The sequence below is a fragment of the Janthinobacterium sp. YR213 genome (genome assembly GCF_900099875.1).
GTDB lineage: Bacteria > Pseudomonadota > Gammaproteobacteria > Burkholderiales > Burkholderiaceae_D > Janthinobacterium > Janthinobacterium lividum.
This window is the reverse complement of sequence record NZ_FNDA01000004.1, coordinates 297507-322872: the sequence shown is the minus strand read 5'-3', so window position 1 is coordinate 322872 and position 25366 is coordinate 297507. Positions and strand designations below refer to the sequence as shown.

At 65.7% G+C, this 25366-nt stretch carries 29 protein-coding genes; 16 read left to right on the top strand and 13 right to left on the bottom strand.

Annotated features, from left to right (window positions below; all coding sequences use genetic code 11):
- Window position 1 precedes the first annotated feature (1 nt).
- From BLT98_RS19160 to BLT98_RS19145, 4 genes are all read left to right on the top strand, one after another.
- Window positions 2–505, top strand: a complete 504-nt coding sequence (locus BLT98_RS19160; RefSeq protein WP_034782886.1) for an outer membrane lipoprotein YfiB — start codon at window positions 2–4, stop codon at window positions 503–505.
- Complete coding sequence (locus tag BLT98_RS19155; protein WP_244517579.1) at window positions 502–1005, top strand: gluconokinase; 504 nt, start codon at window positions 502–504, stop codon at window positions 1003–1005. Before BLT98_RS19160 ends, BLT98_RS19155 begins: the two co-directional genes overlap by 4 nt.
- 71 nt (window positions 1006–1076) lie before the next feature.
- Complete coding sequence (locus BLT98_RS19150; RefSeq protein ID WP_034782889.1) at window positions 1077–1394, top strand: DUF3144 domain-containing protein; 318 nt, start codon at window positions 1077–1079, stop codon at window positions 1392–1394.
- Window positions 1394–2335, top strand: coding sequence for an acyl-CoA desaturase (locus BLT98_RS19145; protein ID WP_092610520.1), 942 nt, complete (start codon window positions 1394–1396; stop codon window positions 2333–2335). Before BLT98_RS19150 ends, BLT98_RS19145 begins: the two co-directional genes overlap by 1 nt.
- Here BLT98_RS19145 and BLT98_RS19140 read toward each other — a convergent pair.
- The 5 genes from BLT98_RS19140 to BLT98_RS19120 all read right to left on the bottom strand — a co-directional run bounded on the left by BLT98_RS19140 (window position 2308) and on the right by BLT98_RS19120 (window position 7433).
- A complete protein-coding gene (locus tag BLT98_RS19140) occupies window positions 2308–2850 on the bottom strand; it encodes a gamma carbonic anhydrase family protein (RefSeq protein WP_070259099.1) in 543 nt (180 codons plus the stop codon). The two genes, BLT98_RS19145 and BLT98_RS19140, sit on opposite strands and share 28 nt — an antisense overlap.
- A 31-nt stretch (window positions 2851–2881) precedes the next feature.
- Window positions 2882–3625: a CPBP family intramembrane glutamic endopeptidase gene (locus tag BLT98_RS19135; protein ID WP_092610517.1), complete on the bottom strand. Its 744-nt coding sequence runs from the start codon at window positions 3623–3625 to the stop codon at window positions 2882–2884.
- Between the two features lie 86 nt (window positions 3626–3711).
- Window positions 3712–4848 carry a benzoate/H(+) symporter BenE family transporter gene (locus BLT98_RS19130; protein ID WP_244517609.1) on the bottom strand — a complete coding sequence of 379 codons (1137 nt, stop codon included), beginning with the start codon at window positions 4846–4848 and terminating at the stop codon, window positions 3712–3714.
- Window positions 4849–5025: 177 nt separating this feature from the next.
- Window positions 5026–6501 carry a MocR-like pyridoxine biosynthesis transcription factor PdxR gene (locus BLT98_RS19125; RefSeq protein WP_092610512.1) on the bottom strand — a complete coding sequence of 492 codons (1476 nt, stop codon included), beginning with the start codon at window positions 6499–6501 and terminating at the stop codon, window positions 5026–5028.
- On the bottom strand, window positions 6498–7433 hold the full coding sequence (locus BLT98_RS19120) for a hypothetical protein (protein WP_092610509.1): 936 nt from the start codon (window positions 7431–7433) through the stop codon (window positions 6498–6500). The genes BLT98_RS19125 and BLT98_RS19120 overlap by 4 nt, the downstream gene beginning before the upstream one ends.
- 150 nt (window positions 7434–7583) lie before the next feature.
- On the opposite strand from BLT98_RS19120, the gene BLT98_RS19115 reads away from it, so the two are divergent.
- Both BLT98_RS19115 and BLT98_RS19110 read left to right on the top strand, forming a co-directional pair.
- A complete protein-coding gene (locus BLT98_RS19115; RefSeq protein WP_244517577.1) occupies window positions 7584–8051 on the top strand; it encodes an META domain-containing protein in 468 nt (155 codons plus the stop codon).
- Window positions 8052–8106: 55 nt separating this feature from the next.
- On the top strand, window positions 8107–8817 hold the full coding sequence (locus tag BLT98_RS19110) for an HAD-IA family hydrolase (protein ID WP_034782899.1): 711 nt from the start codon (window positions 8107–8109) through the stop codon (window positions 8815–8817).
- Here BLT98_RS19110 and BLT98_RS19105 read toward each other — a convergent pair.
- Genes BLT98_RS19105 through ssuE form a run of 5 tightly spaced genes read right to left on the bottom strand, consistent with a single transcriptional unit; the run spans window position 8774 to window position 13252 of the window.
- The gene (locus BLT98_RS19105) at window positions 8774–9604 is read right to left on the bottom strand and encodes an ATP-binding cassette domain-containing protein (RefSeq protein WP_092611106.1); all 831 of its coding nucleotides are present in this window, start codon (window positions 9602–9604) and stop codon (window positions 8774–8776) included. The genes BLT98_RS19110 and BLT98_RS19105 overlap by 44 nt on opposite strands.
- Before the next feature lie 17 nt (window positions 9605–9621).
- Window positions 9622–10413, bottom strand: coding sequence for an aliphatic sulfonate ABC transporter permease SsuC (gene ssuC, locus BLT98_RS19100; protein WP_092610503.1), 792 nt, complete (start codon window positions 10411–10413; stop codon window positions 9622–9624).
- 1 nt (window position 10414) lies between these two features.
- Window positions 10415–11575 carry an FMNH2-dependent alkanesulfonate monooxygenase gene (gene ssuD / locus BLT98_RS19095; protein WP_070279091.1) on the bottom strand — a complete coding sequence of 387 codons (1161 nt, stop codon included), beginning with the start codon at window positions 11573–11575 and terminating at the stop codon, window positions 10415–10417.
- Window positions 11576–11608: 33 nt separating this feature from the next.
- Window positions 11609–12607: a sulfonate ABC transporter substrate-binding protein gene (locus tag BLT98_RS19090; protein WP_170846429.1), complete on the bottom strand. Its 999-nt coding sequence runs from the start codon at window positions 12605–12607 to the stop codon at window positions 11609–11611.
- A gap of 24 nt (window positions 12608–12631) precedes the next feature.
- Window positions 12632–13252, bottom strand: a complete 621-nt coding sequence (gene ssuE / locus BLT98_RS19085; RefSeq protein WP_092610500.1) for an NADPH-dependent FMN reductase — start codon at window positions 13250–13252, stop codon at window positions 12632–12634.
- Window positions 13253–13505: 253 nt separating this feature from the next.
- Between ssuE and BLT98_RS19080 the strand changes: the two genes are divergently transcribed.
- The 9 genes from BLT98_RS19080 to BLT98_RS19040 all read left to right on the top strand — a co-directional run bounded on the left by BLT98_RS19080 (window position 13506) and on the right by BLT98_RS19040 (window position 21971).
- Entirely contained in the window at window positions 13506–14720 is a 1215-nt protein-coding gene (locus tag BLT98_RS19080; protein ID WP_092610497.1) for an acyl-CoA dehydrogenase family protein, read from the top strand.
- 21 nt (window positions 14721–14741) lie between these two features.
- Window positions 14742–15569: a MetQ/NlpA family ABC transporter substrate-binding protein gene (locus BLT98_RS19075; RefSeq protein ID WP_092610494.1), complete on the top strand. Its 828-nt coding sequence runs from the start codon at window positions 14742–14744 to the stop codon at window positions 15567–15569.
- Window positions 15570–15572: 3 nt separating this feature from the next.
- The gene (locus tag BLT98_RS19070) at window positions 15573–16964 is read left to right on the top strand and encodes an LLM class flavin-dependent oxidoreductase (RefSeq protein WP_092610492.1); all 1392 of its coding nucleotides are present in this window, start codon (window positions 15573–15575) and stop codon (window positions 16962–16964) included.
- 28 nt (window positions 16965–16992) lie between these two features.
- A complete protein-coding gene (locus tag BLT98_RS19065; RefSeq protein ID WP_034785689.1) occupies window positions 16993–17982 on the top strand; it encodes an aliphatic sulfonate ABC transporter substrate-binding protein in 990 nt (329 codons plus the stop codon).
- A gap of 6 nt (window positions 17983–17988) precedes the next feature.
- Window positions 17989–18819 (top strand): ABC transporter permease, encoded by an 831-nt coding sequence (locus tag BLT98_RS19060; RefSeq protein WP_092610490.1) that lies wholly within the window; start codon window positions 17989–17991, stop codon window positions 18817–18819.
- Between the two features lie 15 nt (window positions 18820–18834).
- Window positions 18835–19569 (top strand): ABC transporter ATP-binding protein, encoded by a 735-nt coding sequence (locus BLT98_RS19055; RefSeq protein ID WP_092610487.1) that lies wholly within the window; start codon window positions 18835–18837, stop codon window positions 19567–19569.
- 76 nt (window positions 19570–19645) lie between these two features.
- Entirely contained in the window at window positions 19646–20428 is a 783-nt protein-coding gene (locus BLT98_RS19050; RefSeq protein ID WP_139179330.1) for a hypothetical protein, read from the top strand.
- A 65-nt stretch (window positions 20429–20493) separates the two neighbouring features.
- On the top strand, window positions 20494–21399 hold the full coding sequence (gene bla / locus BLT98_RS19045) for a subclass B3 metallo-beta-lactamase (RefSeq protein ID WP_092610481.1): 906 nt from the start codon (window positions 20494–20496) through the stop codon (window positions 21397–21399).
- 92 nt (window positions 21400–21491) lie between these two features.
- Window positions 21492–21971 carry an META domain-containing protein gene (locus tag BLT98_RS19040; protein ID WP_092610478.1) on the top strand — a complete coding sequence of 160 codons (480 nt, stop codon included), beginning with the start codon at window positions 21492–21494 and terminating at the stop codon, window positions 21969–21971.
- A gap of 123 nt (window positions 21972–22094) precedes the next feature.
- On the opposite strand, the gene epsC is transcribed toward BLT98_RS19040, so the two are convergent.
- Window positions 22095–23033, bottom strand: coding sequence for a serine O-acetyltransferase EpsC (epsC, locus tag BLT98_RS19035; RefSeq protein ID WP_092610475.1), 939 nt, complete (start codon window positions 23031–23033; stop codon window positions 22095–22097).
- 189 nt (window positions 23034–23222) lie between these two features.
- On the opposite strand from epsC, the gene BLT98_RS19030 reads away from it, so the two are divergent.
- The gene (locus BLT98_RS19030) at window positions 23223–24410 is read left to right on the top strand and encodes a multidrug effflux MFS transporter (protein ID WP_092610472.1); all 1188 of its coding nucleotides are present in this window, start codon (window positions 23223–23225) and stop codon (window positions 24408–24410) included.
- Between the two features lie 127 nt (window positions 24411–24537).
- On the opposite strand, the gene BLT98_RS19025 is transcribed toward BLT98_RS19030, so the two are convergent.
- A complete protein-coding gene (locus BLT98_RS19025; protein WP_092610469.1) occupies window positions 24538–24834 on the bottom strand; it encodes a hypothetical protein in 297 nt (98 codons plus the stop codon).
- An 80-nt stretch (window positions 24835–24914) separates the two neighbouring features.
- Complete coding sequence (locus tag BLT98_RS19020; RefSeq protein ID WP_034785695.1) at window positions 24915–25355, bottom strand: carboxymuconolactone decarboxylase family protein; 441 nt, start codon at window positions 25353–25355, stop codon at window positions 24915–24917.
- Window positions 25356–25366 lie beyond the last annotated feature (11 nt).

Sequence of the window (25366 nt, the reverse complement as noted above, 5' to 3'; positions counted from 1 at the left end):
CATGCAATCCATCTACAAGCAATTACGCCGCGTCTTCCTCGGCTTGTTCATGCTGGGCCTGCTGGCCGCCTGCCAGAGCACGCCAGAGAAAAAACCGCTGTTCAATGCCGAGCAAGTGGCCACCTTGAAGGAGCAAGGCTTCAACCAGACCGAAGAAGGCTGGGAGCTGAGCTTTACCGACAAGCTGCTGTTCGATTTCGGCGCTTCCAGCCTGACGGCGCCGAGCCGGGCCGCCATCCAGAAAATCAGCGCCGCTCTGCTGAAAGTGGGCATCACGCACATGCGCGTGGAAGGCCATACGGACAACGAAGGTGCCGAAGTGCTGAACAACAAGCTGTCGCTGGCGCGCGCCAACGTGGTGGCCGATGCGATGGGCGTGGCCGGCATTCCACGCGGCAATATCACCGTCAAGGGCCTGGGCATGAGCAAGCCGGTCGCCTCGAACGCCAGCAAGGCCGGCAAGGCGGAAAACCGCCGCGTCACCGTCATCGTCTCGGCCCCATGAGGACAGGCGCGCCCGCCCGCTGGGTCGTGATGGGCGTGTCCGGCTGCGGCAAGAGCGCCGTCGGCAGCCTGCTGGCCAGCGCACTGGGCGTGCCGTATGTGGAAGGCGACGACGTGCATTCCCCGGAAAACGTGGCCAAGATGGCGGCCGGCATCCCGCTCGACGACGCCGACCGTGCCGGCTGGCTGGCCGCCCTGCGCGAGCGCATCGCCACGGCCAGCGCGCAAGGCGACGGCCTCGTCGTTTCCTGCTCGGCCCTGAAGCGCGCCTACCGCGACGTGCTGCGCGAGGGCGACCCGGCCCTGCGCTTTGTCCACCTGGACGGCCCGCGCGCCGTGCTGGAAAGCCGTTTGCAGCGCCCCGGCCATTTCATGCCGGCCAGCCTGCTCGACAGCCAGCTGGCCACGCTACAACCGCTGCAGACGGACGAGGCCGGCATCGTGCTCGATATCCGCCGGCCGCTGGCCGTGCTGCTCGGACAGATCCTGCAAACGCCCTGACTGGCGGCCGCGCGGCTGGACAGTCCGCGGCCCCCTGTGTAGACTGGCGCGCACTTTCATGAGGGATTTCTATGAGCACACCAACCACCAAACCAGCACCGGGCCCGGAATTCTGGGAACGCGCCGACCAGGTCATCGCCCTGGCCAATGAACAATGCATGCACAGCGGCGGCAATGAAGTCGCCACCTCGCTGCTGTACGCGGCCGCCCGCTTCAACGCCTTCCTCGTCGCCAGCAAGAGCAACGACGTGGCCAAGATGCAGGAAGAGAAGGAAGGCGCCGTGGCGTTCTTCACGGAACAGTACAAGCGCATGCTGACCGACAACTTCAACGACTACATCACCAACTTCGACAAGTACACGCAACCATCGTCAGCCCCCAAGGGTTGATGTCCGCAGCCAGCCTGGCCAGCCACCGCGCCCGCGCCACCTACGCCGACAGCGTGCTGAAAGGTTCAGTACGCTTTGCGCCTTTGCAAGCGCTGTGGCTGATAACCATGCTGGCCGGCGCCGTGACGGGCGCCCTGTTCTGCTTCAGCTGGACCGGCTTGCTACTGTTTGTGAGCGGCACGGCCATCGTCCTGCTGTTCGGCCATTCGCTGGGCAGCCACCGCAAGCTGATCCACAACAGCTTTGAATGCCCGCAATGGCTGGCATATGTACTCGTGTACCTGGGCATGCTGGTGGGCCTCAGCGGCCCGCTGGGCCTGCTACGCCAGCACGAACTGCGCGACTATGCGCAGCGCCTGCCCGATTGCCACCCGTATCTGCGCCACGGCGCCGGCTTCTGGAACGATGCCTGGTGGCAATTGTTCTGCCGCCTTAACCTCGACCACCCGCCGCACATCGCCATCGAGCCGCGCATCGCGCACGACCGCTTCTATCATTTTCTGGAAAGAACCTGGATGCTGCAGCAACTGCCGTGGGCCGTGCTGTTCTACGCCTGGGGCGGCTGGGGCCTGGTCTGCTGGGGCGTCTGCGCGCGGGTCAGCGCCGGCGTGCTCGGTCACTGGCTGATCGGCTACTTCGCCCACAACCATGGCCAGATGCACTTTCATGTCGACGGCGCGGCCGTGCAGGGCCGGAATATCCGCCTGACATCGCTGCTGACCATGGGCGAATGCTGGCACAACAACCATCACGCGTACCCGGGCTCGGCCAGGCTGGGCCTGCTGCCGGGAGAATGGGACCCGGGCTGGTGGGTACTGCTGCTCTTGCGGCGCCTGGGCCTCGTATCCAGCTTGCGCCTGCCGCAAGACCTGGCGCCGCGGCCGGAACTGCGCCGCATTGATACCGCTAGCGCTCAGGCGCCGTCGCCACCGGCCAGGTAATTGTTTTTGACGCGCACGTAATGCTCGGCCGAATAGCGCAGGTAGGCGATCTCGGCTTCGGTGAGCGCGCGCACCTTGGCGGCGGGCCGGCCCACGTACAGATGGCCGCTTTCCAGTACCTTGCCCGGCGATACCAGGCTGCCCGCACCCAGCATCACGTGCTTTTCCACCACCACGTCATCCATGACGATGCTGCCCATGCCGATCAGGCACTCGTCGCCGATGGTGCAGCCGTGCAAGATCACGGAGTGGCCGATGGTCACGTAGTTGCCGATGGTCAGCGGTGAACCATCGGGCTTGGCCGCATTCCTGTGCGACACGTGGCCCATGGAAAAGTCCTGGATATTGCTGCCTTCGCCGATGACGATGCGGTTGACGTCGCCGCGCAGCACGCTGTTGCACCAGATCGAGCAGTCGTCGCCGATCTGCACATCGCCGATCACTTGCGCCGTGTCATGCAGGTAGACGCGCTCGCCCACGACGGGGCGGGTATTCAGGTAGGAACTGACAGGCATCGCTTTCTCACTCTTCATAAATAGTAAACATTCACACCCAGCCGGCGGCCAGCGCAAAAATGGCCAGTCCATGCGCCAGGGATGCGCCCAGCAAGCCGGCACGGCAATATACCAGCCCCGCCACCACGCCTTCGATCACGGTAAACACGAGGATGGGCGCGCCCACCTGCGTGACGGTGGTGGCGAGGAAGGCGTGGCACAGGCCGAACAGCAGGCCCGACACCAGCGCCGCGCGCCAGGCCGGCAGCCAGGCGCGCAATTGCTGCTGCAGCAAGCCGCGAAACAGCAATTCCTCATAACAATTGGCCGCCAGCGCAAAACCCAGCAGCAAGGGCAGCGCGGATGGCGCGACGGGCGCCAGCGAGGGCAAGTCAAACACGGCTTTCAAGCCCGTCGCCAGCGCGATGATCAGGGTGGCGCCCGCCACGCCCAGCAGCACGGACAGGGCTGGCCGCATGCCGAACCAGTGGATCTGGCGGCGCGCCTCGCTTTCCAGCCAGCACGTGCTGGCCACCAGCCCCAGCGACATGGCGCCCAGCGCCAGCAAGACCAGCGGCGGCGCCGTGAAACGCAAGCCGCCCGCCGCCACCTGCCAATAGCCGTGCGCCGTCATCGCATCGCGCGCCAGCACGAAAAATAAAATGTGCACGAGCACGCGCAGCAGCGGCACCGAGCGTGGCACAGTACGTGGCAACACCAGCAGCAAGGCGCCGCAAACGAGGAAGGCGGGCGTGATCGCCAGCAGATACTGCGCCAGGGAAGTGATCTCGGGCATCGTTCGGGTCAAGTCGGATTACGGTGCCAACGGGCACGGGCGCAGCAATTGTATGCGCCGGCTGGCAAAACGGGCAACCTATCTTGCTATGCCGCCTTGCGCCATCCATGCATCAGACCATGCGCCGCCAGTCCGGCCGCCAGTCCCCACAGGGCGCCGCCCACGCCCAGCAGGGTCACATTCGCGGCCGTCGCCAGGAAAGTAATCAAGGCCGTTTCGCGCATGCGCACGTCCGCCATCGCCTGCGCCAGGCTGTTGCCGATGGCGCCCAGCAGGGCCAGGCCCGCCAGCGCCGTGATGAAGCTGCGCGGCAAGACCATGAACAGGCTGGCCAGGGTGACGCCGAAAATGCCCACCAGGATGTACAGCACGCCGCAAGCGAGCCCCGCGACATAGCGCTTCGACGGATCCGCATGCGCATCCTTGCCCGTGCAGATGGCGGCCGTGATGGCGGCCACGTTGAAGGCGTGCGCGCCGAATGGCGCCATGAGCAGCGAACCGAGGCCCGTCACCGTCAGGATGGGATTGGCGCTGACCTGGTAGCCGTCATTGCGCAGCACCAGCATGCCAGGCATGTACTGCCCCGTCAGGGTAATCAGAAACAGGGGCAGCGCCACGCCCAGCAGGGACGCCACGGAAAAGCGCGGCATCTCGAACACGGGCGCGGCCAGGGCCAGTGTTATGCCTTGCGCATCGATGCGTCCCTGCGCCAGCAGCAGGACCAGGCCGATCAGCATGATGCCGACGACGGCAAAGCGTGCCGTGAAACGGCGCAGCACGGCATACGACAGCAGCAATACCACCACCAGCAGCGGGTCGGCGCTGGCGCCGCCAAACGCATTCACGCCAAACTGCAGCAGGATACCAGCCAGCAAGCCGGCAGCGATGCCGCCAGGAATCAAGCGCACCAGGCGCTCGAAGGCGCCGGACATGCCCAGCACAATGAAGGCGATGGCGGAGATCATGTAGGCGCCGATCACCTCGGCATACGGCGTGTGCGGCATGACGGTGGCCAGGAAGGCCACGCCGGGCGTGGACCAGGCCGTGATGATGGGCGCGCGGTAGCGGTAGCTGAGCCAGATGCCCGTCACGCCCACGCCGATGCTCAGCGACCAGACCCAGGATGCCGTCTGCACCGCGCTCAGCTGGGCCAACTGGGCGGCCTGGAACACCAGCACGAAGGTGCCGCCATAGTTGACGAGGACAGAGATGAAGGCGGCCATGGCGGGGGACGCCAGGTCGCGCCAGCGCGCCTGGCGCCTGTTGCCGGTTGCGGCCGATGGTGTGGAGCTTGTGTGCATGCGTGTGCCCTTGCCTGATGTTCAAAAGGGGCATCTTAGCGTTTGCATGGACTGCTCAAACAGGCCACTTCACGCATGCATAACAGACCACTTGAATACTTACCCCAGCGCGCGGGCCAGGCGGACGATGCCGCTGTCGATCTCGTGCGGCGTGAGCGCGGCAAAGCCCAGCAGCCAGCCGCCCCGCGCGGGCGGCGTTGCATACAGCCGGCTCAGGCCCGGCAGCACGATGCCCGCCTGCGCCGCCAGGCGTATCGTCTCCAGCTCGTCCCTGCCCCCGTGCAGCAGACACGGCATCTGCAAACCGCCCGGCGGCAGCTGCGCCGCGACCACGTGCGGCAAGTGCCGCTGCACGGCCTGCGCCATCGCATCGCGACGCACGGCGTAGACCTTGCGCATGGCGCGCACATGGGCCGCGAAATGGCCATCGGCGATGAAACGGGCCAGTGTCAGCTGGTCCAGCTGCGGCGTGTGGCCATCGAGAATGCTGCGCGCATGGGTCATCGGCTTGACCAGCGCGGGCGGCAGCACCATGTAGCCGATGCGCAGGCCCGGATACAGCGACTTGGCGAAGGTACCCAGGTAAATCGTGCGCTGCTGCGTGTCCAGCCCCTGCACGCACGCCGTCGGCAAGCCCGCGTAGTGAAACTGGCTGTCGTAATCATCCTCGATGATCCAGCCCTGGCGTTCCGCAGCCCAGGCAGTCAGGGCCAGCCGGCGCTCGAGCGCCAGGGTGGCGCCCGTCGGGTATTGATGCGAGGGCGTGACGTAAATCGTGTTGGCGCCGCTGCGGTCCGCGCGCAGGTGGTCGATGGACAAGCCATGCGCATCGACGGGTACTGGAATCACCTGCAATTGCGCCATCTCGAACGCCTTGCGCGCCCCGAAATAACCGGGGTCTTCCATCAGGATGGGACCGTGCGCGTCGGCCAGCACCTGCGCGCACAGGTACAGGGCCTGGCGCGTGCTGCTCAGCACCAGCACCTGGCTGGCCGTGGCCCGCGCGCCCCGCTCCAGGTTCACATAGTCGGCGATGGCCTGGCGCAAAGGCCCGGCCCCTTGCGGGTCGCCGTGCAGCAGCATGCCGGCCTGGTGTTCGCCTGCCGCCTGGCGCCGCAAGCGCTCCCACACGTCGAGCGGAAAGGCCCGCGTTTCCGGCAAGCCCGTGGCGAATGCCTTCACGCTCTGCTGGTCGGCCACGCCGCCGCTGGCGAGAATCTGCGCACCGCGCGCGCTGAGGGCCACCGGCTGCGCGGACAAGGGCGGCAGCGTCATCGCAGGCTTGCCCAGCAAGCTCGCGCCTATCGTCGGCGAGACAAAACTGCCCGATCCCGCCTGCCGCCGCAGATAGCCATCGAGACGCAGCTGCACATACGCCATTTCCACCGTATCGCGCGACACGCCCAGCGATTGCGCCAATGCACGCGTGGCCGGCAGGCGCAGGCCGGGCGCCAGCACGCCGTCGAGTATCAGCTGGCGCAGCGCGCGCTGCACCCGCACGCGCAAATCGAGCGCCGCCAGTTCGGGCGCGGCGATGCGGATTTTCAGGGTGTCGAGTTCGAACTGCGGCGTCATATGGCCTTGGCGCGGGCCGCATCCACGGCAGCCATGCTGCTGGCCAGCGAAAAACCGTGCTGCTGCAGCACCGCCACCAGCTGCTCGCCGGCGCAGCCCAAACGCAGGTTTTCCGCCACCCAGTCTTGCCAGGCGGCGCCGATCTCCGGCATGGGTTCATCTTCCAGCGCGAGACCGAGTATGCATGCGGCCAGCAAGCCGTTGATGCGCTTCGTGTCGATCAGGTGCTGCACCACCGCATGGCCCGACTGGGGATACGGGTGCAGGGTGCAGCGGCCGAACGCGGCCAGGCGCTGCGCGTGCATGGCGTCGAGGTTCACCGATTCGCTGGCGCCGGCGCCGGCATGTGCCGCGTCGGGCCGCGTGCCGAACACCAGGTGCAACTGCGTATCGTCCGTCGCCCTGGCGCGGCACAGGGCCGCCAGGTCGTAGTAGCCCGAGGCTGGCGGGTCTTGCGCCAGCGATTCCATCACGGGCAGCCAGCGCAGCTCATGGTACAAGCGCGCCTGCTGCACGTCGAGGAAGGACAGCGGCCCGAAGGCGACGATCTGCTGCGCGTCCAGCAGCAAGCCATACATGACGGCCGCGTACGCGCCCATGGATTGGCCGACGGTGGTGACTTGACTGGGCGCGATGCGGCGCACGAGTTCGCGCAGGGCCTGCGCCGTTTCATCCACATGGCTGCCCAGGCCCGCGATGCGGCGGTGGTACCAGGCATTGCCCGAATCGCGCACGAGGATCTTGTTCAGATGCTGGCCGCTGGCCTGCTCCAGCTTGCGCAGGCGCCCGTAAAAATCGAAGGCGGGACGCGTCGTCCACGAAACGAAACCGAAGGCGATCACCAGCGGCGCGCCGGGCACGATGCGGTCGACCAGCACGTCGTCGGCACTGGTGGCGACCAGTCGATTATCCAGCGCTTGCGCTTGCAGCATCGGCCCGGCTCCCCGATCAAGGTTAAAACAATAGAAAGCATCAGTGTAATGCCAGTACTGGCAAAATGGAAACATTCGCCGCTGCCGTACGCCGGCCGGCGCGAAAAACCTGCTAGTCTGCGGGCATTCCCCCCCTCACAGGAGCCTTCCATGCTGCATCGCCTGACGCATCGTCTCACCTACCTGTCCCTCGCCGCCGCCATCGCCATGGCGGGCGGCTGCGCCGCCACGTCAGACAGCGCCGCGCCGGCCACCGGCCTGGAGCCGACGTACAGCCTGACGAATACCTACTGGAAGCTGACGGAACTCGATGGCGCCCCGGTGACGATGGCGCCGCAGCAGGAGCGCGAAGTGCGCATCACCCTCACCGACGATGGCAAGGTCCATGGTTTCACGGGCTGCAACCGCGTGATGGGCGGCTATACCTTGAGAGGCAACGTCCTGCGCTTCACGCAACTGGCCGGCACCCGCATGGCCTGCCCGCCGCCCCTGATGCGGCTGGAAAGCGCGGTATTGGCTAATTTGAACAGCGTGACGGGCTACCGCTTCGAAGGCGAGTATCTGATCCTGCTCAAGGATGGCGCGCCTGTGGCCAGGTTTGAATCGGTCTACCTGTGAAATAAAAATCGACTGCCGTTACAATGGCTTCCAGTCCATCATCCGGAAGGAAGCCATGTCCGCACTGCCCTCGCCGTCTTCATCCCCGACACCATCGGCCGCCGGCCGCTACCGGGCTTTTCTTTTTGATATGGACGGCACCGTCATCAATTCCATCGCCGCCGCCGAACGCATCTGGGGCACCTGGGCGCAGCGCCAGGGCCTCGACGTGGCGGCCTTCCTGCCCACCATCCATGGCGCGCGCTCGGTCGACACCATCGCCAAGCTGCGCTTGCCCGGCGTCGACGCGCAGCGCGAGTCGCAGGGCATCACGGATGCGGAAATCATCGATGTGGAAGGAATTATTGAAATCGCCGGCGCGCTACGCTTCTTGCAGTCGCTGCCGCCCGCGCAATGGGCCATCGTCACCTCGGCGCCAAGGGCGCTGGCCACGGCGCGCCTGAAGGCCGCCGGCATGCCGATACCCGCCATCATGGTGACGGCGGAAGACGTCAAGGCCGGCAAGCCGAAACCCGATTGCTACCTGCTGGCGGCGGAAAAACTGGGCGTTGCGCCCTCTGACTGCCTGGTATTCGAGGATGCCTCCGTCGGCATCGAGGCGGGAGAAGCGGCCGGTGCAAAGGTCATCGTCGTCACTGCCACGCATGCGCATCCGCTGGCCACGCGCCACCCGGCCATCGACAGCTACGAACGCATCGTGGCAACCGTCGATGGTGACGGCTTTATTGTCCTGGCGGAGATGGCTGCAACACCCGCGACAAGATAGCCTGCTCCAGCGCGGCGAAAGCCGCATGGCCGCGCTGTCGCGGGCGCGGCAAATCCACCTGCACGTCCATGGTGATCTGCCCATCCTCGATCAGCAGCACGCGGTCGGCCAGGGCCACGGCCTCGGCCACGTCATGCGTCACCAGCACGGCCGTGAAGCCGCGCGCCAGCCACAGCGACTCGATCAGCTGCTGCATCTCGATGCGCGTCAGGGCGTCGAGCGCGCCCAAGGGCTCGTCGAGTAGCAGCAGTTGCGGCTCGTGCACAAGGGCGCGGGCCAGCGCCACCCGCTGTTTCTGCCCGCCCGACAGGGCCGACGGCCAGTCGTCCGCCCGCTCGGCCAGGCCCACCGTCCACAGCGAAGCGGCCGCCGCACCGACGGAACGGGGCAGGCCCAGGGCCACGTTGTCGAGCACGGTCTTCCACGGCAGCAAACGCGATTCCTGAAACATGATGCGGATATCGGGCGCGCCGACGCCGCTGCCGATGGCGATTCTGCCGTCATCGACGCTTTCCAGGCCCGCGATCGAGCGCAGCAAGGTACTCTTGCCGCAGCCGCTGCGCCCCACGATGGCGACAAATTCGCCCGCTTCCAGCTGCAGGTCGACGTTTTTCAGCACGGAGCGGCTGGTGTAGGATTTGCTCAGGTTCGTCAGCGCCAAGGGTACGCCGCGCCGTTGCAAGGGAGCCTGTGGGGCTATCTTCGCCTGCGGCGGCGCACTGGCCGGGTCGTACTGCACGAAGTGCGACAGGAAATCCGTTTCGATCTGGATGGGGGCAAGCAGCATGGTGTCTTCTTTCGTCATTAGCGGTAAGCGGGATTCCAGCGCAGGCAGTGGCGCTCCAGCCGGCGCGAGAACAAATCGGCCAGCTTGCCCAGCAAGGCATACAGCAGTATCCCCACCAGCACCACGTCCGTTTGCAAAAATTCGCGCGCATTCATCGTCATGTAGCCGATGCCGGCCTGCGCCGAGATCGTTTCGGCGACGATCAGCAGCACCCACACGAGGCCCAGCGAAAAGCGCACGCCCACCAGAATGGAAGGCATGGCGGCCGGCAGGATCACGTCGCGGTACAAGGGCCAGCCGGACAAGCCATAGCTTTTCGCCATTTCGATCAAGCCCTGGTCGGCCGAGCGGATGCCGTGGAAGGTATTCAGGTAGACGGGAAAGAACACGCCGACGGCCAGCAGAAACAGCTTGGCCGTCTCGTCGATGCCGAACCACAGGATCACCAGCGGAATCAGGGCCAGGGCGGGGATGTTGCGCACCATTTGCAGGGTCGTGTCGAGCAGCGTTTCCGCATGGCGGAAGCTGCCCGTCAATAACCCCAGCAGCAAGCCCAGTCCCGCGCCGACGGTGAAACCGACCGTCGCGCGCCACAAGCTCGTTTTCAGGTGCAGCCACAGTTCGCCCGACACGGCCAGGTGCCAGAAGGCTTTCGCCACGGCCCACGGCTCGGGCAGGATGCGGCTCGACAGCCAGCCCCACTGCGCCGCCAGTTGCCAGGCCAGCAGCAGCGCCACTGGCAAGGCCCATGGCGCCAAGGCATTGCGCCACGGCGCGGCGCCTGCCCGTTGTAGGGAGCCGGCCGCCATCTCAGGCCGCCTTTTTCTGCGGCGCGGCCGGCACGATATTGCTGGCCATGACTTCGCCGAAGGGCCCCGTCAGTGACTGCTCACCCACGGCCTTGCCCTTGCCCAGCAGCGGAAATACCAGTTCGGCGAAGCGGTACGATTCTTCCAGGTGCGGATAACCGGAGAAAATGAAGGTATCGATGCCCAGGTCCGCGTATTCCTGCATGCGCGCCACCACGGTCGGGCCATCGCCGACGAGGGCCGTGCCCGCGCCGCCGCGCACCAGGCCCACGCCGGCCCAGAGATTCGGCGACACTTCGAGCTTGTCGCGCCGCCCGCCATGCAGGGCCGCCATGCGCTGCTGGCCCACGGAATCCATCTTGCCGAAGGCCGCCTGCGCCTTGGCGATGATGTCATCGTCCAGGTGACTGATCAGTTCATCGGCCGCGCGCCAGGCCGCCTCGTTGGTTTCGCGCACGATCACGTGCAGGCGGATGCCGAAGCGCACCGTGCGGCCTTTTTTTGCTGCGCGCGCGCGGATGTCGGCGATTTTCTCGGCCACGGCGGCCGGCGGCTCGCCCCACGTCAGGTACACGTCCATCTGCTCGGCCGCCAGTTCATGCGCCGGCTCGGACGAGCCGCCGAAATACAGGGGCGGATACGGTTTCTGCACGGGCGGGTACAGGGTTTTCGCGCCCTTTACCTGGATATGCTTGCCCTCGAAATCGTAGCCGGCCGCGCCGCCCTCGCCCGCCAGGGTGGCGCGCCACACCTTGATGAATTCATCGGAAATTTCATAGCGCTTGGCGTGGTCGGCAAACAGGCCGTCCGCTTCCAGCTCCCCCTGGTCGCCGCCCGTGACGACATTGATCAAGAGGCGCCCGTTCGACAGGCGGTCGAATGTGGACGCCATGCGCACGGCCAGGCCGGGTGTGGACAGGCCGGGGCGGATAGCCACGAGGAATTTGAGCTTTTGCGTCACGCTGATCAGCGACGACGCCACCACCCACGCGTCTTCGCAGGAACGGCCCGTCGGCAGCAGCACGCCGTCGTAGCCCAGTGTATCGGCGGCCACGGCCACCTGGCGCAGATAATCGGCATCGACGGGGCGCGCGCCCTGCGACGTGCCCAGGTAGCGGCTGTCGCCGTGGGTAGGGATGAACCAGAAGACATTCAATGACATGGCGTGCTTTCCTTTGCTTGTTTCTTTGCTTGTTTATTTTGTGCTGGTGGCCAGCTGACGCGCCGGCAGCAGCGCGTCCTTGACGACGATCGGTTTCGGAATCAGCTTCAGGCTGGAAAACGCGTCGGCCACCCTTTGCTGCGAGGCGATGACATCGACCGACACGGGTTTGACGCCATACGCATAGCGCGAAGCGGCCAGCGCCACGACATCCTTGCCCAGCCCCGTCTGCGCGGCGAGGATCGTCGCCACTTCTTCCGGATTGTTGCGGCCCCAGTCATCGACCTTGGCCACTTCATCGAGCACGATGCGCAGGATCTCGGGATGTTTTTCCGCATACGTGCGCGAGGCCAGGTAGAACTGGTAGTTCGCCACCAGGCCCTTGCCATCGGCCAGCACGCGGGCGCCCAGCTGCTTTTCGGCGGCCGCCAGGAACGGATCCCAGATGGCCCACGCGTCCACGCTGCCTCGCTCGAAGGCGGCGCGCGCATCGGCCGGCGGCAGGAACACGGGCTGGATGTCGGCGTACGCGACACCGGCCTTTTCCAGCGCCTTCAATAACAGGTAATGCACGTTCGAACCCTTGTTCAGGGCAATTTTCTTGCCCTTCAAGTCGGCCAGGGTGCGCAGGCCGGAACCCTTGGGCACGACGATGGCTTCGCTGGCGGGCGACGCCGGCTCATTGCCGACATACACCAGATTCGCGCCGGCCGCCTGGGCAAAGATCGGCGGCGCCTCGCCCACGGTGCCGAAATCGATGCTGCCCACGTTGAGGCCTTCCAGCAGCACGGGGCCGGCCGGGAACTCCGTCCATTTCACGCCCACGCCCTGCTCTGCCAGGCGTTTTTCCAGGGTGCCGCGCCCTTTCAGCAAGGTCAATGTGCCGTATTTCTGGTAGCCGATGCGGACCTCCCCCTTGGCCTGCGCCTGCGCCGCGACCGGCATGCCGGCCGCCATCACGCCCGCGGCGGCGGCAAACAGCAGGCCCAGGGTGGTACGGCGCGAGAGTCGTTGTGCGTGGCGGTGTGTCATGGCAGTTCCTTGGTCGGTGAATAATCAGGCGGCTTGATACTGGGGCGCGTAAGGCTGGTCTTGCAGCGAACGCACGGGCAACGGGATATCGGCGGGCACGGGCGGACGCTGTCCCTGCAGCACGAACAGGCCGGTGGAGAGTTCCTCGATGCCGGCCTGCACGCGTTCGGCAATCGGCGCATCCAGGCTCAGGCCCCGCTCTTCATGCCACGCCAGCTGCTGCGCATTGGCGTAGATGCTGGTGAAGACTTGCTTGGCGCCCAGCGCATGCAGCACGGGACGCAGCGCATAGTCGAGCGCCAGGGTGTGGGCATGGCCGCCGCCCGTGGCCAGCGGCAGCACCAGCTTGCCGGCCAGGCCATCTTGCGGCAACAAGTCGAGGAAGGCTTTCAGCAAGCCGGTATACGAAGCCTTGTAGATGGGCGTGGCGATCACGATGGCGTCCGCGTCAGCCACGGCGCGCACGGCGCGGGCAATCGCCGCGTCGTCGTAGTCGGCCAGCAGCAAGGCTTGCGCCGGCAAGTCGCGCACATGCAGCTTGGCGTAGCTGTGGCCCTGCAGCGCCAGCTGTTCGCCGATATGCAGCAGCAGACGGCTGGAACTCGATGGGAGTTGCGGGCTACCGCCCAATAACAAGATGCTCATGTGATGCCCGTCCCTGTACGTTGTCGGATTGGAGTTGCTCGGATGCTTGCAGCCTATCGCCATCAGCAGCCGTGTAAAACGAATGCTTTCGCGCTTCGATATGCGTTTTTTGACTATCCGGGCCTGACGCCCCGCAAGCGAAGTCGCCGCTCCTTGCGCGACTTTTTTCGCATATCCATGCGCGGTTTTCTTCGTGTACGGCGCGTGCCTGGCGGTGCAATATCGGCGTCATCGTCTTTCTGGAATGTCACCCATGTCTAGCGTTTTTCTCCATGCCGCCCGTCCCCAGCCACCTGTGCCGGAACCCCTGCAGGACGCCATCAGCATCGCCACATCGCTGGCCGCGCGCCTGGCTGAAACGGCCAATGTCCGCGACCAGGCCGGCGGGCACGCTGCGCAGGAGCGCGAATGGCTGCGCGAGTCGGGTTTGCTCACCTTGTCGATCCCCGTGGAATTCGGCGGCCAGGGCGCGTCGTGGCCCCTCGTGTACCAGGTGATCCGCATCCTGGCGCGGGCCGACAGCGCACTGGCGCATGTCTTCGGCTTCCACCACCTGCAGCTGGCCGGCCTGCAGCTGTATGGCAGCGCGCAGCAGCAGCGCCGCCTGCTCGCCTTGACCGTCGACGAGCGCCTGTTCTGGGGCAATGCCTTGAATCCCCTCGACAAACGGGTCACCGCGGCCGACAGCGACGACGGTTTCACCCTCGACGGCATCAAGAGCTTTTCTTCCGGTTCCGTGGGATCGGACTGGCTGACCGTCTCCGCCTGGCATGCGCCCACGCAAACGGCGCTGATCGCCGCCCTGCCCACGCGCCAGGATGGCGTCACCGTGCAGGCGGACTGGGATGCCTTCGGCCAGCGCCAGACGGACAGCGGCAATGTGCATTTCCACGGCGTCGCCCTGCCGCGCGAACTGGTGCTGCAGGCGCCCGCGCAGGCCGCCACGCCGCAAGCCACCGTGCGCTCGCAGATCGCGCAACTGATCATGGCCAACCTCTATCTGGGCATCGCCGAAGGCGCGTTCGAGGCGGCGCGCCGGTACACGGACGAGCAGGCGAAAGCCTGGTTTGCCTCGGGCGTGGCCAAGGCAACGGACGACCCATTGGTGCAGCACCGCTACGGCCAGCTGTGGGTCTTGCTGCGTCCCGCGCAAGTGCTGGCCGACGCGGCGGCGCAGGAACTGGAAAAGGTGTTCCGCAAGGGCGCGCTGGTGACGGCGCGCGAACGGGGCTTGCTGGCCGTGGCCGTGGCCGAAGCCAAGTGCCTGGCGCACAAGGCTGGGCTGGAAATCAGCAGCCAGATGTTCGAACTGACGGGCGCCCGTTCCACCTCGGCCCAGTATGGCTACGACCGTTTCTGGCGCAACGTGCGCGTGCATACCCTGCACGACCCCATCGACTACAAGCTGCGCGACCTGGGACGCTTTGCCTTGACCGGCACGGTGCCCGAACCAACCGCGTATTCATAATTCACCCACCAAGGAGCCACCATGACCATCGCCCGCCGCAGCATCCTCCTCAGCGCCCTGACCCTGGCCTTGACGGCCACCTTCGCCCACGCCAAGGACCCGAAGGACATCACCATCGGCACCAGCGCCGGGCCGTACGCGGACCAGATCAAGCTGGGCATCAAGCCCATCCTGGAAAAGCAGGGCTACAAGGTCAAGCTGGTGGAATTCAACGACTACATCCAGCCGAACTTCGCGCTGGCCGAGGGTTCGCTGGACGCCAACGTCTTCCAGCACATCGTCTACCTGAAGAAATTCGCGCTGGAGCACAAGCTGGCCCTGACGGACCTGATCGCGATCCCCACGGCGCCGATAGCCATCTACAGCAAGAAGCACAAGACCCTGGACGACGTGAAGGAAGGCACGACGGTGGGCTTGCCGAACGATCCGACCAACCAGGCGCGCGCGCTGGTGCTGCTCGACCAGCTGGGCTGGATCAAGCTGCGCGCCAGCTTCGACCCCGTGCGCGCGTCGGAAAAGGATATCGCCGTCAACACCAGGAAAATCAAGCTGCTGCCGCTGGAAGCGGCGCAGCTGCCACGCTCGCTGGGCGACACCGACTACTCCTTCATCAACGGCAATTACGCGCTGGCGTCGGGGCTGAAACTGACGGATGCGCTGGTGGCCGAGAAAATCTCGCCCAACTACATCAACCTGGTGGCCATCCGCACGGCGGACAAGGACAAGCAGTTCGCGAAGGACCTGGCGGCCGCCTACCGCTCGCGCGAATTCCTCGATATCACGAATAAACACTTTGCCGGCTATTCGAAACCCGACTACCAGCAAGCCTTGCAGACGGCGGCCAAGTAAGCCATGGCAAAGACGATACGCTTCAACGCCTTCCAGATGAATACCGTCGGCCACCAGTCGCCGGGCCTGTGGACGCATGCGCGCGACCGCAGCCACCGCTATACCGATCCGCAGCACTGGACGGAGCTGGCGCGGCTGCTGGAAGCGGGCCTGTTCGACGCGGTGTTCCTGGCCGACGTGCTGGGCGTGTATGACGTGTACCGGGGCAGCCTCGATGCGGCCCTGGAACACGGCGTGCAGGTGCCGCTGAACGACCCGCTGGCCCTCGTGCCCATCATGGCGCAGGCGACCACGCACCTGGGTTTCGGCGTCACCTGCGCCCTCACCTATGAACATCCGTACACGTTCGCGCGGCGCATGTCCACGCTGGACCACCTGACTGGCGGGCGCATCGGCTGGAATATCGTCACCGGCTATCTCGATAGCGCGGCGCGCAACCTGGGCCTGAACCAGCAACTGGGCCACGACGAACGCTACGACCTGGCCGACGAATACCTCGACGTCGTCTACAAGCTGTGGGAAAAAAGCTGGGACGACGACGCCGTCGTCAACGACAAGGCACGCGGCATCTATGCCGATCCGGCCAGAGTCCATCCGATCAACCATGCCGGGCGCCACTACCAGGTGCCCGGCATCCATTTGTGCGAGCCGTCGCCGCAGCGCACGCCCCTGCTGTACCAGGCGGGCACCTCGCCGCGCGGCACGCGCTTCGCGGCGCGCCATGCGGAAGCCACCTTTGTCAGTGGCCCCAGCAAGACGGTGGTGAAACGCTACGCCGACGACCTGCGCGCCGCCGTGCGGCAGGCCGGCCGCGATGGCGACGCGCTGCTGATCTACGCGCAGGCGCTGGTCATCACGGGCGCCACAGAGGAAGAAGCGCGCGCCAAGCATGCCGACTACCTGCGCCACGTGAATATCGAGGCGGCCCTCGTGCTGCTCTCCGGCTGGACGGGCGTCGATTTCAGCCGCTACCCGCTCGACGCCACCATCGACTACATCGATTCCCCGGCCGGCCGCTCGGCGCTGGCCTCGTTCAGCCAGGCCGACCCGAGTCGCACGTGGACGGTACGCGAAGCGGCCGAATACATCGGCCTGGGCGGACGCGGCCCGGTGCTGGTGGGCGATGCGCGCCAGGTGGCCGACCAGCTGGAAAACTGGCTCGACGAGACGGGCATCGACGGCTTCAACCTCGCCTTCGCCGTGGCCCACGACAGCATGGCCGACGTGGTGCAACACATCGTGCCGGAACTGCAGCGGCGCGGCCGCTACCGCACGCAATACGAGGAAGGCAGCTTGCGCCACAAGGTCTTCGGCCAGGGCCCGCGCCTGCCCGCCGATCACGCGGGCCGGCAGGTCAGCATCGCTCCCGCCAACGCCGCCCTGGCAGCGGCCTGACGCATCAGATTCCCCATTCAAGGACACCATGAAACGCAGAACCATCTTGCAACTGGCCGCCAGCGGCGCCACCCTCGCCGCTTTGCCCGGCCTCACACGCGCCGCCACGCCTGCGCCGCTGAAGGAGCTGCGCCTCGACTACGCCTATTATTCGCCCACCAGCCTGGTGCTGCGCCGCTTCGGCTGGCTGGAAGAAGCATTCAAGCCGGACGGCACCAGCATCAAGTGGGTGCTCAGCGCGGGCAGCAACCGCGCGCTCGAATACCTGAACGCCAACAGCATCGACATCGGTTCGAGCGCCGGCCTGGCTGCCCTGCTGGCGCGCGCCAACGGCAACCCTATCCGCGCGCCGTATATTTTTTCGCGACCCGAGTGGACGGCGCTGGTGGTGCGCAAGGATAGTCCCATCCGCAGCCTGGCCGACTTGAAGGGCAAGAAGGTAGCCGCCACCAAGGGTACCGACCCGTATCTGTTCCTGCTGCGCTCATTGAAGACGGCGGGCCTGAAACGCGGCGACATCGAACACGTCAGCCTGCAGCATGCCGATGGCCGCGCGGCGCTGGAACAGGGCAAGGTCGATGCCTGGGCCGGCCTCGATCCGCACATGGCCGCCAGCGAACTGGAAGCCGGTTCGCGCCTGATCTACCGCAACGTGGCCTTCAACACCTACGGCTTCCTGAACGTGCGCGAGGACTTCCTCGCCAGCCGCCCCGTCGAAGTGGGCAAGGTGATACAGGCCTACGAGCGGGCGCGCGCCTGGATACGCGCCAATCCGGCAGAGGCGGCGAAGATCCTGTCGGAAGAAGCCAAGGTCAGCCTGCCGGTGGCGCTGCTGCAGGTGAAACTGCGCAGTGACTTCAGCAATCCGCAGCCGTCGAGCGAACATGTGAAGGCCCTGCTGGTGGCCGCGCCCATCCTCGCCGAGGAAGCGCTGGTCAAACCCGGCGCCGACCTGAACCGCGCCATCGCGGACCTGGTCGACACGCGCTTTGCCGCGCCCTTCATCAGCAAGGCGTAGGCGCTCATGGCCAGAGACACGCTCGCCGCGCCGGCACCGGCCCACGACACGGGCGTCCGGCACAAACTCTTTCGCCCGCCCTTGCCACGCGCGGTGCTAGGCCTGCTGCTCCCCGCCCTGGCGCTGCTGGCGGCGGAGCTGGGCGTGCGCACGGGTGCCATCCCCGTCAACCTGCTGCCGGCGCCCAGCGACATCGGCGCCACCATCGCCGAACTGGCGCGCCAGGGCCTGGCCGGCCATGTGCTGGCCAGCACGGCGCGCGTGGCCACCGGCTTTGCGGGCGGCGCGCTGCTGGCCATCGTGCTCGGTGCGGCGGTGGGCTTGAACCGCACGGCGGAAGCGCTGCTCGACCCCACGTTCCAGGCCCTGCGCGCCATTCCCTCGCTGGCCTGGGTGCCCTTGCTGCTGCTGTGGCTAGGCATCGATGAAGCGCCAAAGCTGGTCCTGATCGGTATCGGCGCCTTCTTCCCCGTCTACATGGGCGTGGCGTCGGGCATCCGCGACGTGGACCGCAAGCTGATCGACGCGGCCCGTTTATATCGTTTGAGCCGCCCCGCGCTGGCGCGGCGCGTACTGCTGCCGGCCGCGCTGCCGGCCATCTTCACGGGTTTGCGCAACGGTTTGAGCCTGGCCTGGATGTTCATGGTGGCGGCCGAACTGATCGCCGCCAGCCAAGGCCTCGGCTACCTGCTCAGCGACGGGCGCGAAACGAGCCGCGCCGACATCGTGCTGGCGGCCATCGTGCTGCTGGCCGTGCTGGGTAAGGCCAGCGACAGCCTGATGCAGCGCCTGGAAACCCGCTTGCTCGCCTGGCGCGACAGCTATGCCACTGCCTGACGAAAGCCCCAACGCATGACTGCCCTGCTCGACATTGCCATCCATGACAAAGCCTATGGCCCGCGGCGCGTGCTGCACAACCTGCAATTGCAGCTGCGCCAGGGCGAGATCGTCAGCCTGATCGGCGCCAGCGGCTGCGGCAAGAGCAGCCTGCTATCCATCGTGGCAGGTCTCGATACGGACTTTCGCGGCACCGTGCGCCTCGACGGCAAGCTGCTGGCGGGAGTGCATGCGGACATCGGCCTGATCTTCCAGGAACCGCGCCTGTTTCCCTGGCTGACAGTGGCGCAAAACATCGCCTTCGGCCTCGGCCCCAAAGGTGAAGACGATCCCAGGGTCGCGCAACTGCTGGAGGAAGTAGGCTTGCAGGGCCATGCGGACAGCCTGCCCAAGCAGTTGTCGGGCGGCCAGGCGCAGCGCGCGGCGATTGCCCGCGGCCTGTTTGGCCAGCCCCGCATCCTGCTGCTGGACGAACCGTTTTCCGCCGTCGACGCTTTTACGCGCATGAAGCTGCAAGACTTGCTGGCCGCCATCGCCGCGCGCCACGGCTTGAGCGTCCTGCTGGTGACGCATGATATCGATGAAGCGCTGTACCTGAGCGACAGCATCGTCATGCTCGACACGCGCGCCGGACCGCCACGCGCCCAGTACGACGTGGCCGCGCCCCGGCCCCGCCTGCGCACGCCGGCGGCGCAGGCGCAATTAAAAGAGGCCATCCTCGGCGAACTGCACGCCGCGCACGCGATCTGACGCTGGCGCGGCGGCGCCAGTGACAAGCCTGGGCATTCATGTTAGTTTGCCATCTTGAAAACAAACAGGCGGCTACGTGCATCTTCCTTTCCTTCCCGTTCTCGCCATCCTTGCCCTCAGCCACATCGCAGCTCACGCGGATACGCAGGCTGACACACCTGCCGACGCAGCGGTCGACACCAGCCAGTCCGTCCACGTCAGCAGCATCCGCAACCCGGAATTGAAATCGTACCGCGTGATGGCGGCCGGCCTCGATGCCTTTGACGACCACCATGCACTGGCGCCCAGGGCACGCGAAGTGCGCTTCCAGCTGATTCCCGGCCCCGGCGTCGCGGCCGATGCCCTGCGGGATGCAACCTTGCGCATCGTCGGCAACGAGACGGCGATCAGCGTGCCCCTGTCTGCAGATGGCAGCTTTGTGCTGCCCCGCAGCGCGCAAGCCGACAGCGACGACGCGGACCTGGTCACCAACCAGAAAAAAGATCGGTTCCGCTGGCAGGCCATCGTCCGCAGCGACGATGTACCGCCCGGCATGCGCCGCCTGGGCGACCTGCGCCTGCAGTGCCAGGTCGGCATCGCCATTGCCAAGAAAGAGACGCCCTTCTTGCTACGCACCCTGGTCGCCACCAAGCTGCGCACCACCGACTGGTGCTCCGCCATTGAACTCAAGATGAGCACGTACAGCGATCCGGCCATCGCCAGCGCCACCCTGCTCGATGGCGAGCGCCGCGTCGCGCTGCAGGTGAAAAATGGCGGCACGTCCTTCCTGGCCCCCTTGGGCGACACCCGCTATGCGGACGATACCCTGATAGAACTGGTGTACCTTGATGCCGCCGGTGCACCGCCCGCATCCTTGTGACCATTTGCGTCGCGCCCCGTTCCATGTCAGCATATGCCACCCTGGCACCACGGATAAGGATCGCAATGCCCCCCACTCTTACGCGCGCGCTGGCACTGGCGCTGCTGGCAGGCCATGGCTCCCTGGCATTGGCGCAGGCGCCAGTCACGCCGCCGACGCCTGGCTGCGATGTCTGCGCCACCTGGAATGCGGACCAGGTCCCCTTTCGCATCTTCGGCAATACCTATTATGTGGGCGTAAAAGGCCTCAGTTCCGTGCTGGTGACGTCGCCGCAGGGCCACGTGCTGATCGACGGCGGCTTGCCGGAATCGGCGCCCAAGATCATCGCCAATATCGGCACGCTGGGTTTTCGCATCGAGGACGTCAAGCTGATCCTCAATTCGCACGGCCATATCGACCATGCGGGCGGCCTGGCCGAACTGCAGCGGCGCAGCAATGCGCTGGTGGCCGCCAGCCCGTCGGCCGCGCTGGACCTGGCGTCGGGCGAAGTGGGGCCGGACGACCCGCAATACCACGCGCTGCCCAAGTACCCGCCCGTCAAGGACATGCGCCTGGCGCGCGACGGCGGCCGGTTCAACGTCGGCCCCGTCAACCTGACGGCGCACGCCACGCCGGGCCACACGCCCGGAGGCTTGAGCTGGACGTGGCAATCGTGCGACGGCCCCCGCTGCCTGAACATGGTCTATGCGGACAGCCTCAACGCCGTCTCGCGTCCCGGCTTCAAGTTCAGCGCCAGCAGCGAGTATCCGAACGCGGTGGACGACCTGCGCCACAGCTTCGAGCGCCTGGAAAAACTGCCGTGCGACGTGCTCATTTCCGCCCACCCGGAAGCGTCGCAGCTGTTTGAGCGGCTGGAAGCGAGCGCCACGGCCGGCAGCGAGGCGTTCATCGACCCGCAGGCTTGCCGCGCCTACGTGGCGGCGGCGCGCACCGTGCTCGAGTCCCGGCTGGAACAGGAAAAGCAGGAGTGAGCTTGCCAATGAGCTTGTCAACCGTGCACGCTGGCGTGGCGCCAATCTGCTACGCTGGCGGCTATCCCCTATTACGTTAACCAGGAAATACCATGTTCAAACTCGCCAGACTGATTCCCTTCGCCGCCATCGTCGCCATCACTGCCGGCTGCGCGCAAACGCCGGTGCGCAGCGACGCTGCCGCCGCTGCGCCAGGCGCCACCTCGCCCGCCAAGCCGGCACCGAAGCTGACGGGCACGCAGTGGAAGCTGAAGGAATTGAAGGGCAAGCAAGTGGTGCGCAAGACGCCCGAGCAGCGCGAAGTGACCCTGCTGCTGGCTGAAGGCCGCGCCAGCGGCAACAGCGGCTGCAACCAGATGATGGGCGGCTACACCAGCGATGGCGTCAGCACCCTGAACTTTGGACAGATGGCCGGCACCATGATGATGTGCCAGCCGAAGGACATGGACCTGGAACGCCTGCTCCTGACCACCTTGGGCGAAGTCAATGGCTACCGCTACGCCGACCAGGAATTGCTGCTGCTGAAGGATGGCGTGCCCGTGGCGCGCTATGAAGCGCTGACGGTGAAGTAAAACCCGCACTCCCGCATGTGAAGAGTGCCCGAAAAACGTTCAGGGCAAGGCGCAGCGCCGCAGGCAGTACGCTAGTACGCCAAGGCGCTGCAACGCCGTCATGGACGTTTTCTCGGCCACTCTTCAGTCATTGCGCATCTGCGCCTGCGATACATTGCTTTCTGGCGGCACGCTCTGCGTCAGCCACACATTCCCCCCGATGGTCGATCCCGCGCCGATGGTGATGCGCCCCAGCACGGTCGCGCCCGCGTATATCACCACGTCGTCCTCGACGATGGGGTGGCGCGGCGTGCCCTTGATCAGCGCGCCGGAAGCATCGGCGGGAAAACGCTTGGCGCCCAGGGTGACGGCCTGGTACAGGCGCACGCGCTGGCCGATGATGGCCGTCTCGCCGATCACCACGCCCGTGCCGTGGTCGATGAAAAAGGAGGCGCCGATGTGCGCGCCCGGGTGGATGTCGATGCCCGTCAGGGTATGCGCGATGTCGGCGATCAGGCGCGCCAGGAACGGTGCGCCGAGCGCATGCAGGCGGTGCGCCAGGCGGTGGTACAGGATGGCGATGGTGCCCGGGTAGCACAGCATGATCTCGGCCACCGAGGTGGCGGCCGGGTCGCCCGCATACGCGGCCTGCACGTCCGACACCAGCAGGGCGCGGATGTCAGGCAGGCTGGCGGCAAAGGCGCGCGTGATGTCGCGCGCCTGCTGCGCCAGGGCCGCGTCGTCGCTGGCGGCATCCCCCTCATCGCCGGCCGGCACTGAGAACAGCAAGCCGCGCCGCACCTGTTCGCTGAGGCGGTTCAGGGTGGTGTTGAGGGTGTCGCCGACAAAATAATCGATGCTTTCGTCCGTCAGGTTGGGCCGCCCGTAATGCGTGGGGAACAGGGCTGCCGACAGGCCGTTGACGATGGTAGTGAGGGCTTCGCGCGACGGCAGTTCGCGCACCCTGCCGTTATGGCGGATCTTGTGCTTGTCTTCGCGCGAGCTGCGCAAGGCCTGGATCACGGGCCCCAGGTTCCATTGAGCCGTGTCGTCGGCGGGCGCCGCGGGATAAATACTGTGCATGGCGTATCACTTCCAGAAAATGGCAAACAAGCCGGGTCGCCCAAGCATAGCGGTGGCGACAAGCGATGCAAACGAAGAATTTCAAGATTCCATATGCGAAAAACGCATATGAATGACAAACAAGGCCGGCGCCAAACCCGATTGCGTCCACTAGCGTAAAATGACGGGCTAACAAAAACACTCTTCAACATGACTAAATTATTAACATGGATTTTGGCGGGCCTGGCGATGGTCGGACCGCTTGCAATTGACACCTATCTGCCGTCGTTCCCCGCCATCGCGCAAGATTTCAATGCCAGCCCCCTGCTGGTGCAGCAAACCCTGAGCTTTTTCCTGTTCACGTTCGCCTTCATGATGCTGTTTTACGGCACCCTGTCCGACTCGTTCGGCCGCCGTCCCGTGATTCTCGTCTCGCTGGTGCTGTATGTGATCGCCTCCGTGGGCGCCGCGCTGGCGCCGTCGCTGGGCTGGCTGCTGGCCTGGCGCGTGCTGCAGGGACTTTCGGCGGGCGCCGGTTCCGTGATCGGGCGCGCCATCGTGCAAGACCGCTATTCGGGCGCCGCCGCGCAAAAAATCCTCTCGCACATCATGATGGTGTTCGCGCTGGCGCCGGCCATCGCCCCCGTGCTGGGCGGCTGGCTGCAAGTGGGCCTGGGCTGGCGCTGGATCTTCTGGTTCCTGACGGCGTTTGGCGTGCTGATGTTCGTCGTCGTCTGGCGCGCGCTGCCGGAAAGCTTGCCGAAGGAGCAGCGCCACGCCTTCCACCTGGGCGATATCGCCGTCAATTACTGGAAAGTGCTGTGCCACCGCCAGTTCCTGCTGCTGTCGACGGCCATCGGCGCCGCCTTTGGCGGCTTCGCCTTGTACATCGGTTCGGCCGCCTACTTCATCATCAACATCCTGCACCTGCCGGAAACGGCGTTTGCCTGGCTGTTCATTCCATTAATTAGCGGCATGGTGTTCGGTTCGGCCCTGTCGGCGAAGATCGCCCACCGCTACAGCCAGCGCCAGATGATCTGGACCGGCTTCATCCTGATGCTGGTGGCGGCTGCCGCCAACATCGGCTACAACTATGTCTTTGCCGCCGAAGTGCCGTGGGCCGTGCTGCCATTGTTCTTCTACTCGTTCGCCCTGTCGATCGCCATGCCGCCGATGACCCTGATGGCCCTGAACCACTTCCCCAACAACAGCGGCCTGGCGTCGTCGATGCAATCGTTCATCCAGATGCTGCTGTTCGCGCTGGTCTCGGGCCTGGTGGCGCCGCTGCTGTTCGACAGCGCCTTGAATCTGGCGTATGGCGTGATGGCGGGATTGCTGGTGAGTTTGGTTTGCTGGGTGTTTGCGCAGGGAGGGAAAACGGAAGCGGTCAAGCAGTAGCTTTTACAGCGGATTTTTCAGGTCGGGAGCACCTGAAAAACGTTCAGGACAAGGCGCCGTGCCGCAGGCAGTACGCTAGTACGGCAAGGCACGGCAACGCCGTCATGGACGTTTTCTCAGGCGCTCCTCAAGGCCAGGGGGCGGGCGTCACATCCACATACTGCGCCCCGCCCTGCTCCGGTTCCGCTTCATTCCGCTGGGCCGGCTGGTTCAGGGAACCGGCCGGCGAACGCAGACTCAAGATTTCCTTGCGCGCCTCGACGAAGTCGGCGGAACTCAAGGGGTTGTGCTGGTCAGGCCAGTGGCTGACGGCCCATTCCTGCAAGGCTTCAAAGCGCCGCCACAGTTCGGCGACGAATTCACGGCGCGTCTCTTCCAGCTGTTCCGGAGTCTTTTCAATTGCTTCGCTAATATTGACTTCCATGGCCGTTCCCTCGCTGACAAGTTATTTTGCCAGCCTACCCAGGGACCAGCCAGGCGTCTGTTCGCGAACGAACACAGAACTTATTCGGGCATCTTGCGAAAGCCCACGGCCAGGCGGTTCCAGGTGTTGATGGAGCCGATGGCGAGGGTCACGTTGACCATTTCCGCCGGCGTCAGTTCGGCCGCCAGCGCCGCGTAATCGTCGTCCGAGGCGTGGTTTTGCGGCAGCAGCGTCAACGCTTCCGTCCAGGCCAGCACGGCCCGCTCGCGCGGCGTGAAGAACGGCGTTTCGCGCCAGACGGACACGGCATACAGGCGACGTTCCGTTTCGCCGGCCTTGCGCGCGTCGCTCGTGTGCATGTCCACGCAAAAAGCGCAGCCGTTGATTTGCGAGGCGCGCAGGCGGATCAGCTCGAGCAGCGAGTGTTCCACGCCCAGCTTGGCGATCGCCGCTTCCAGTGCGTACATGGCCTTGACGGCGTCCGGCGAAGCTTGCGTGAAGTCGAGTCGTTGCTGTGTCATGATGCATTCCT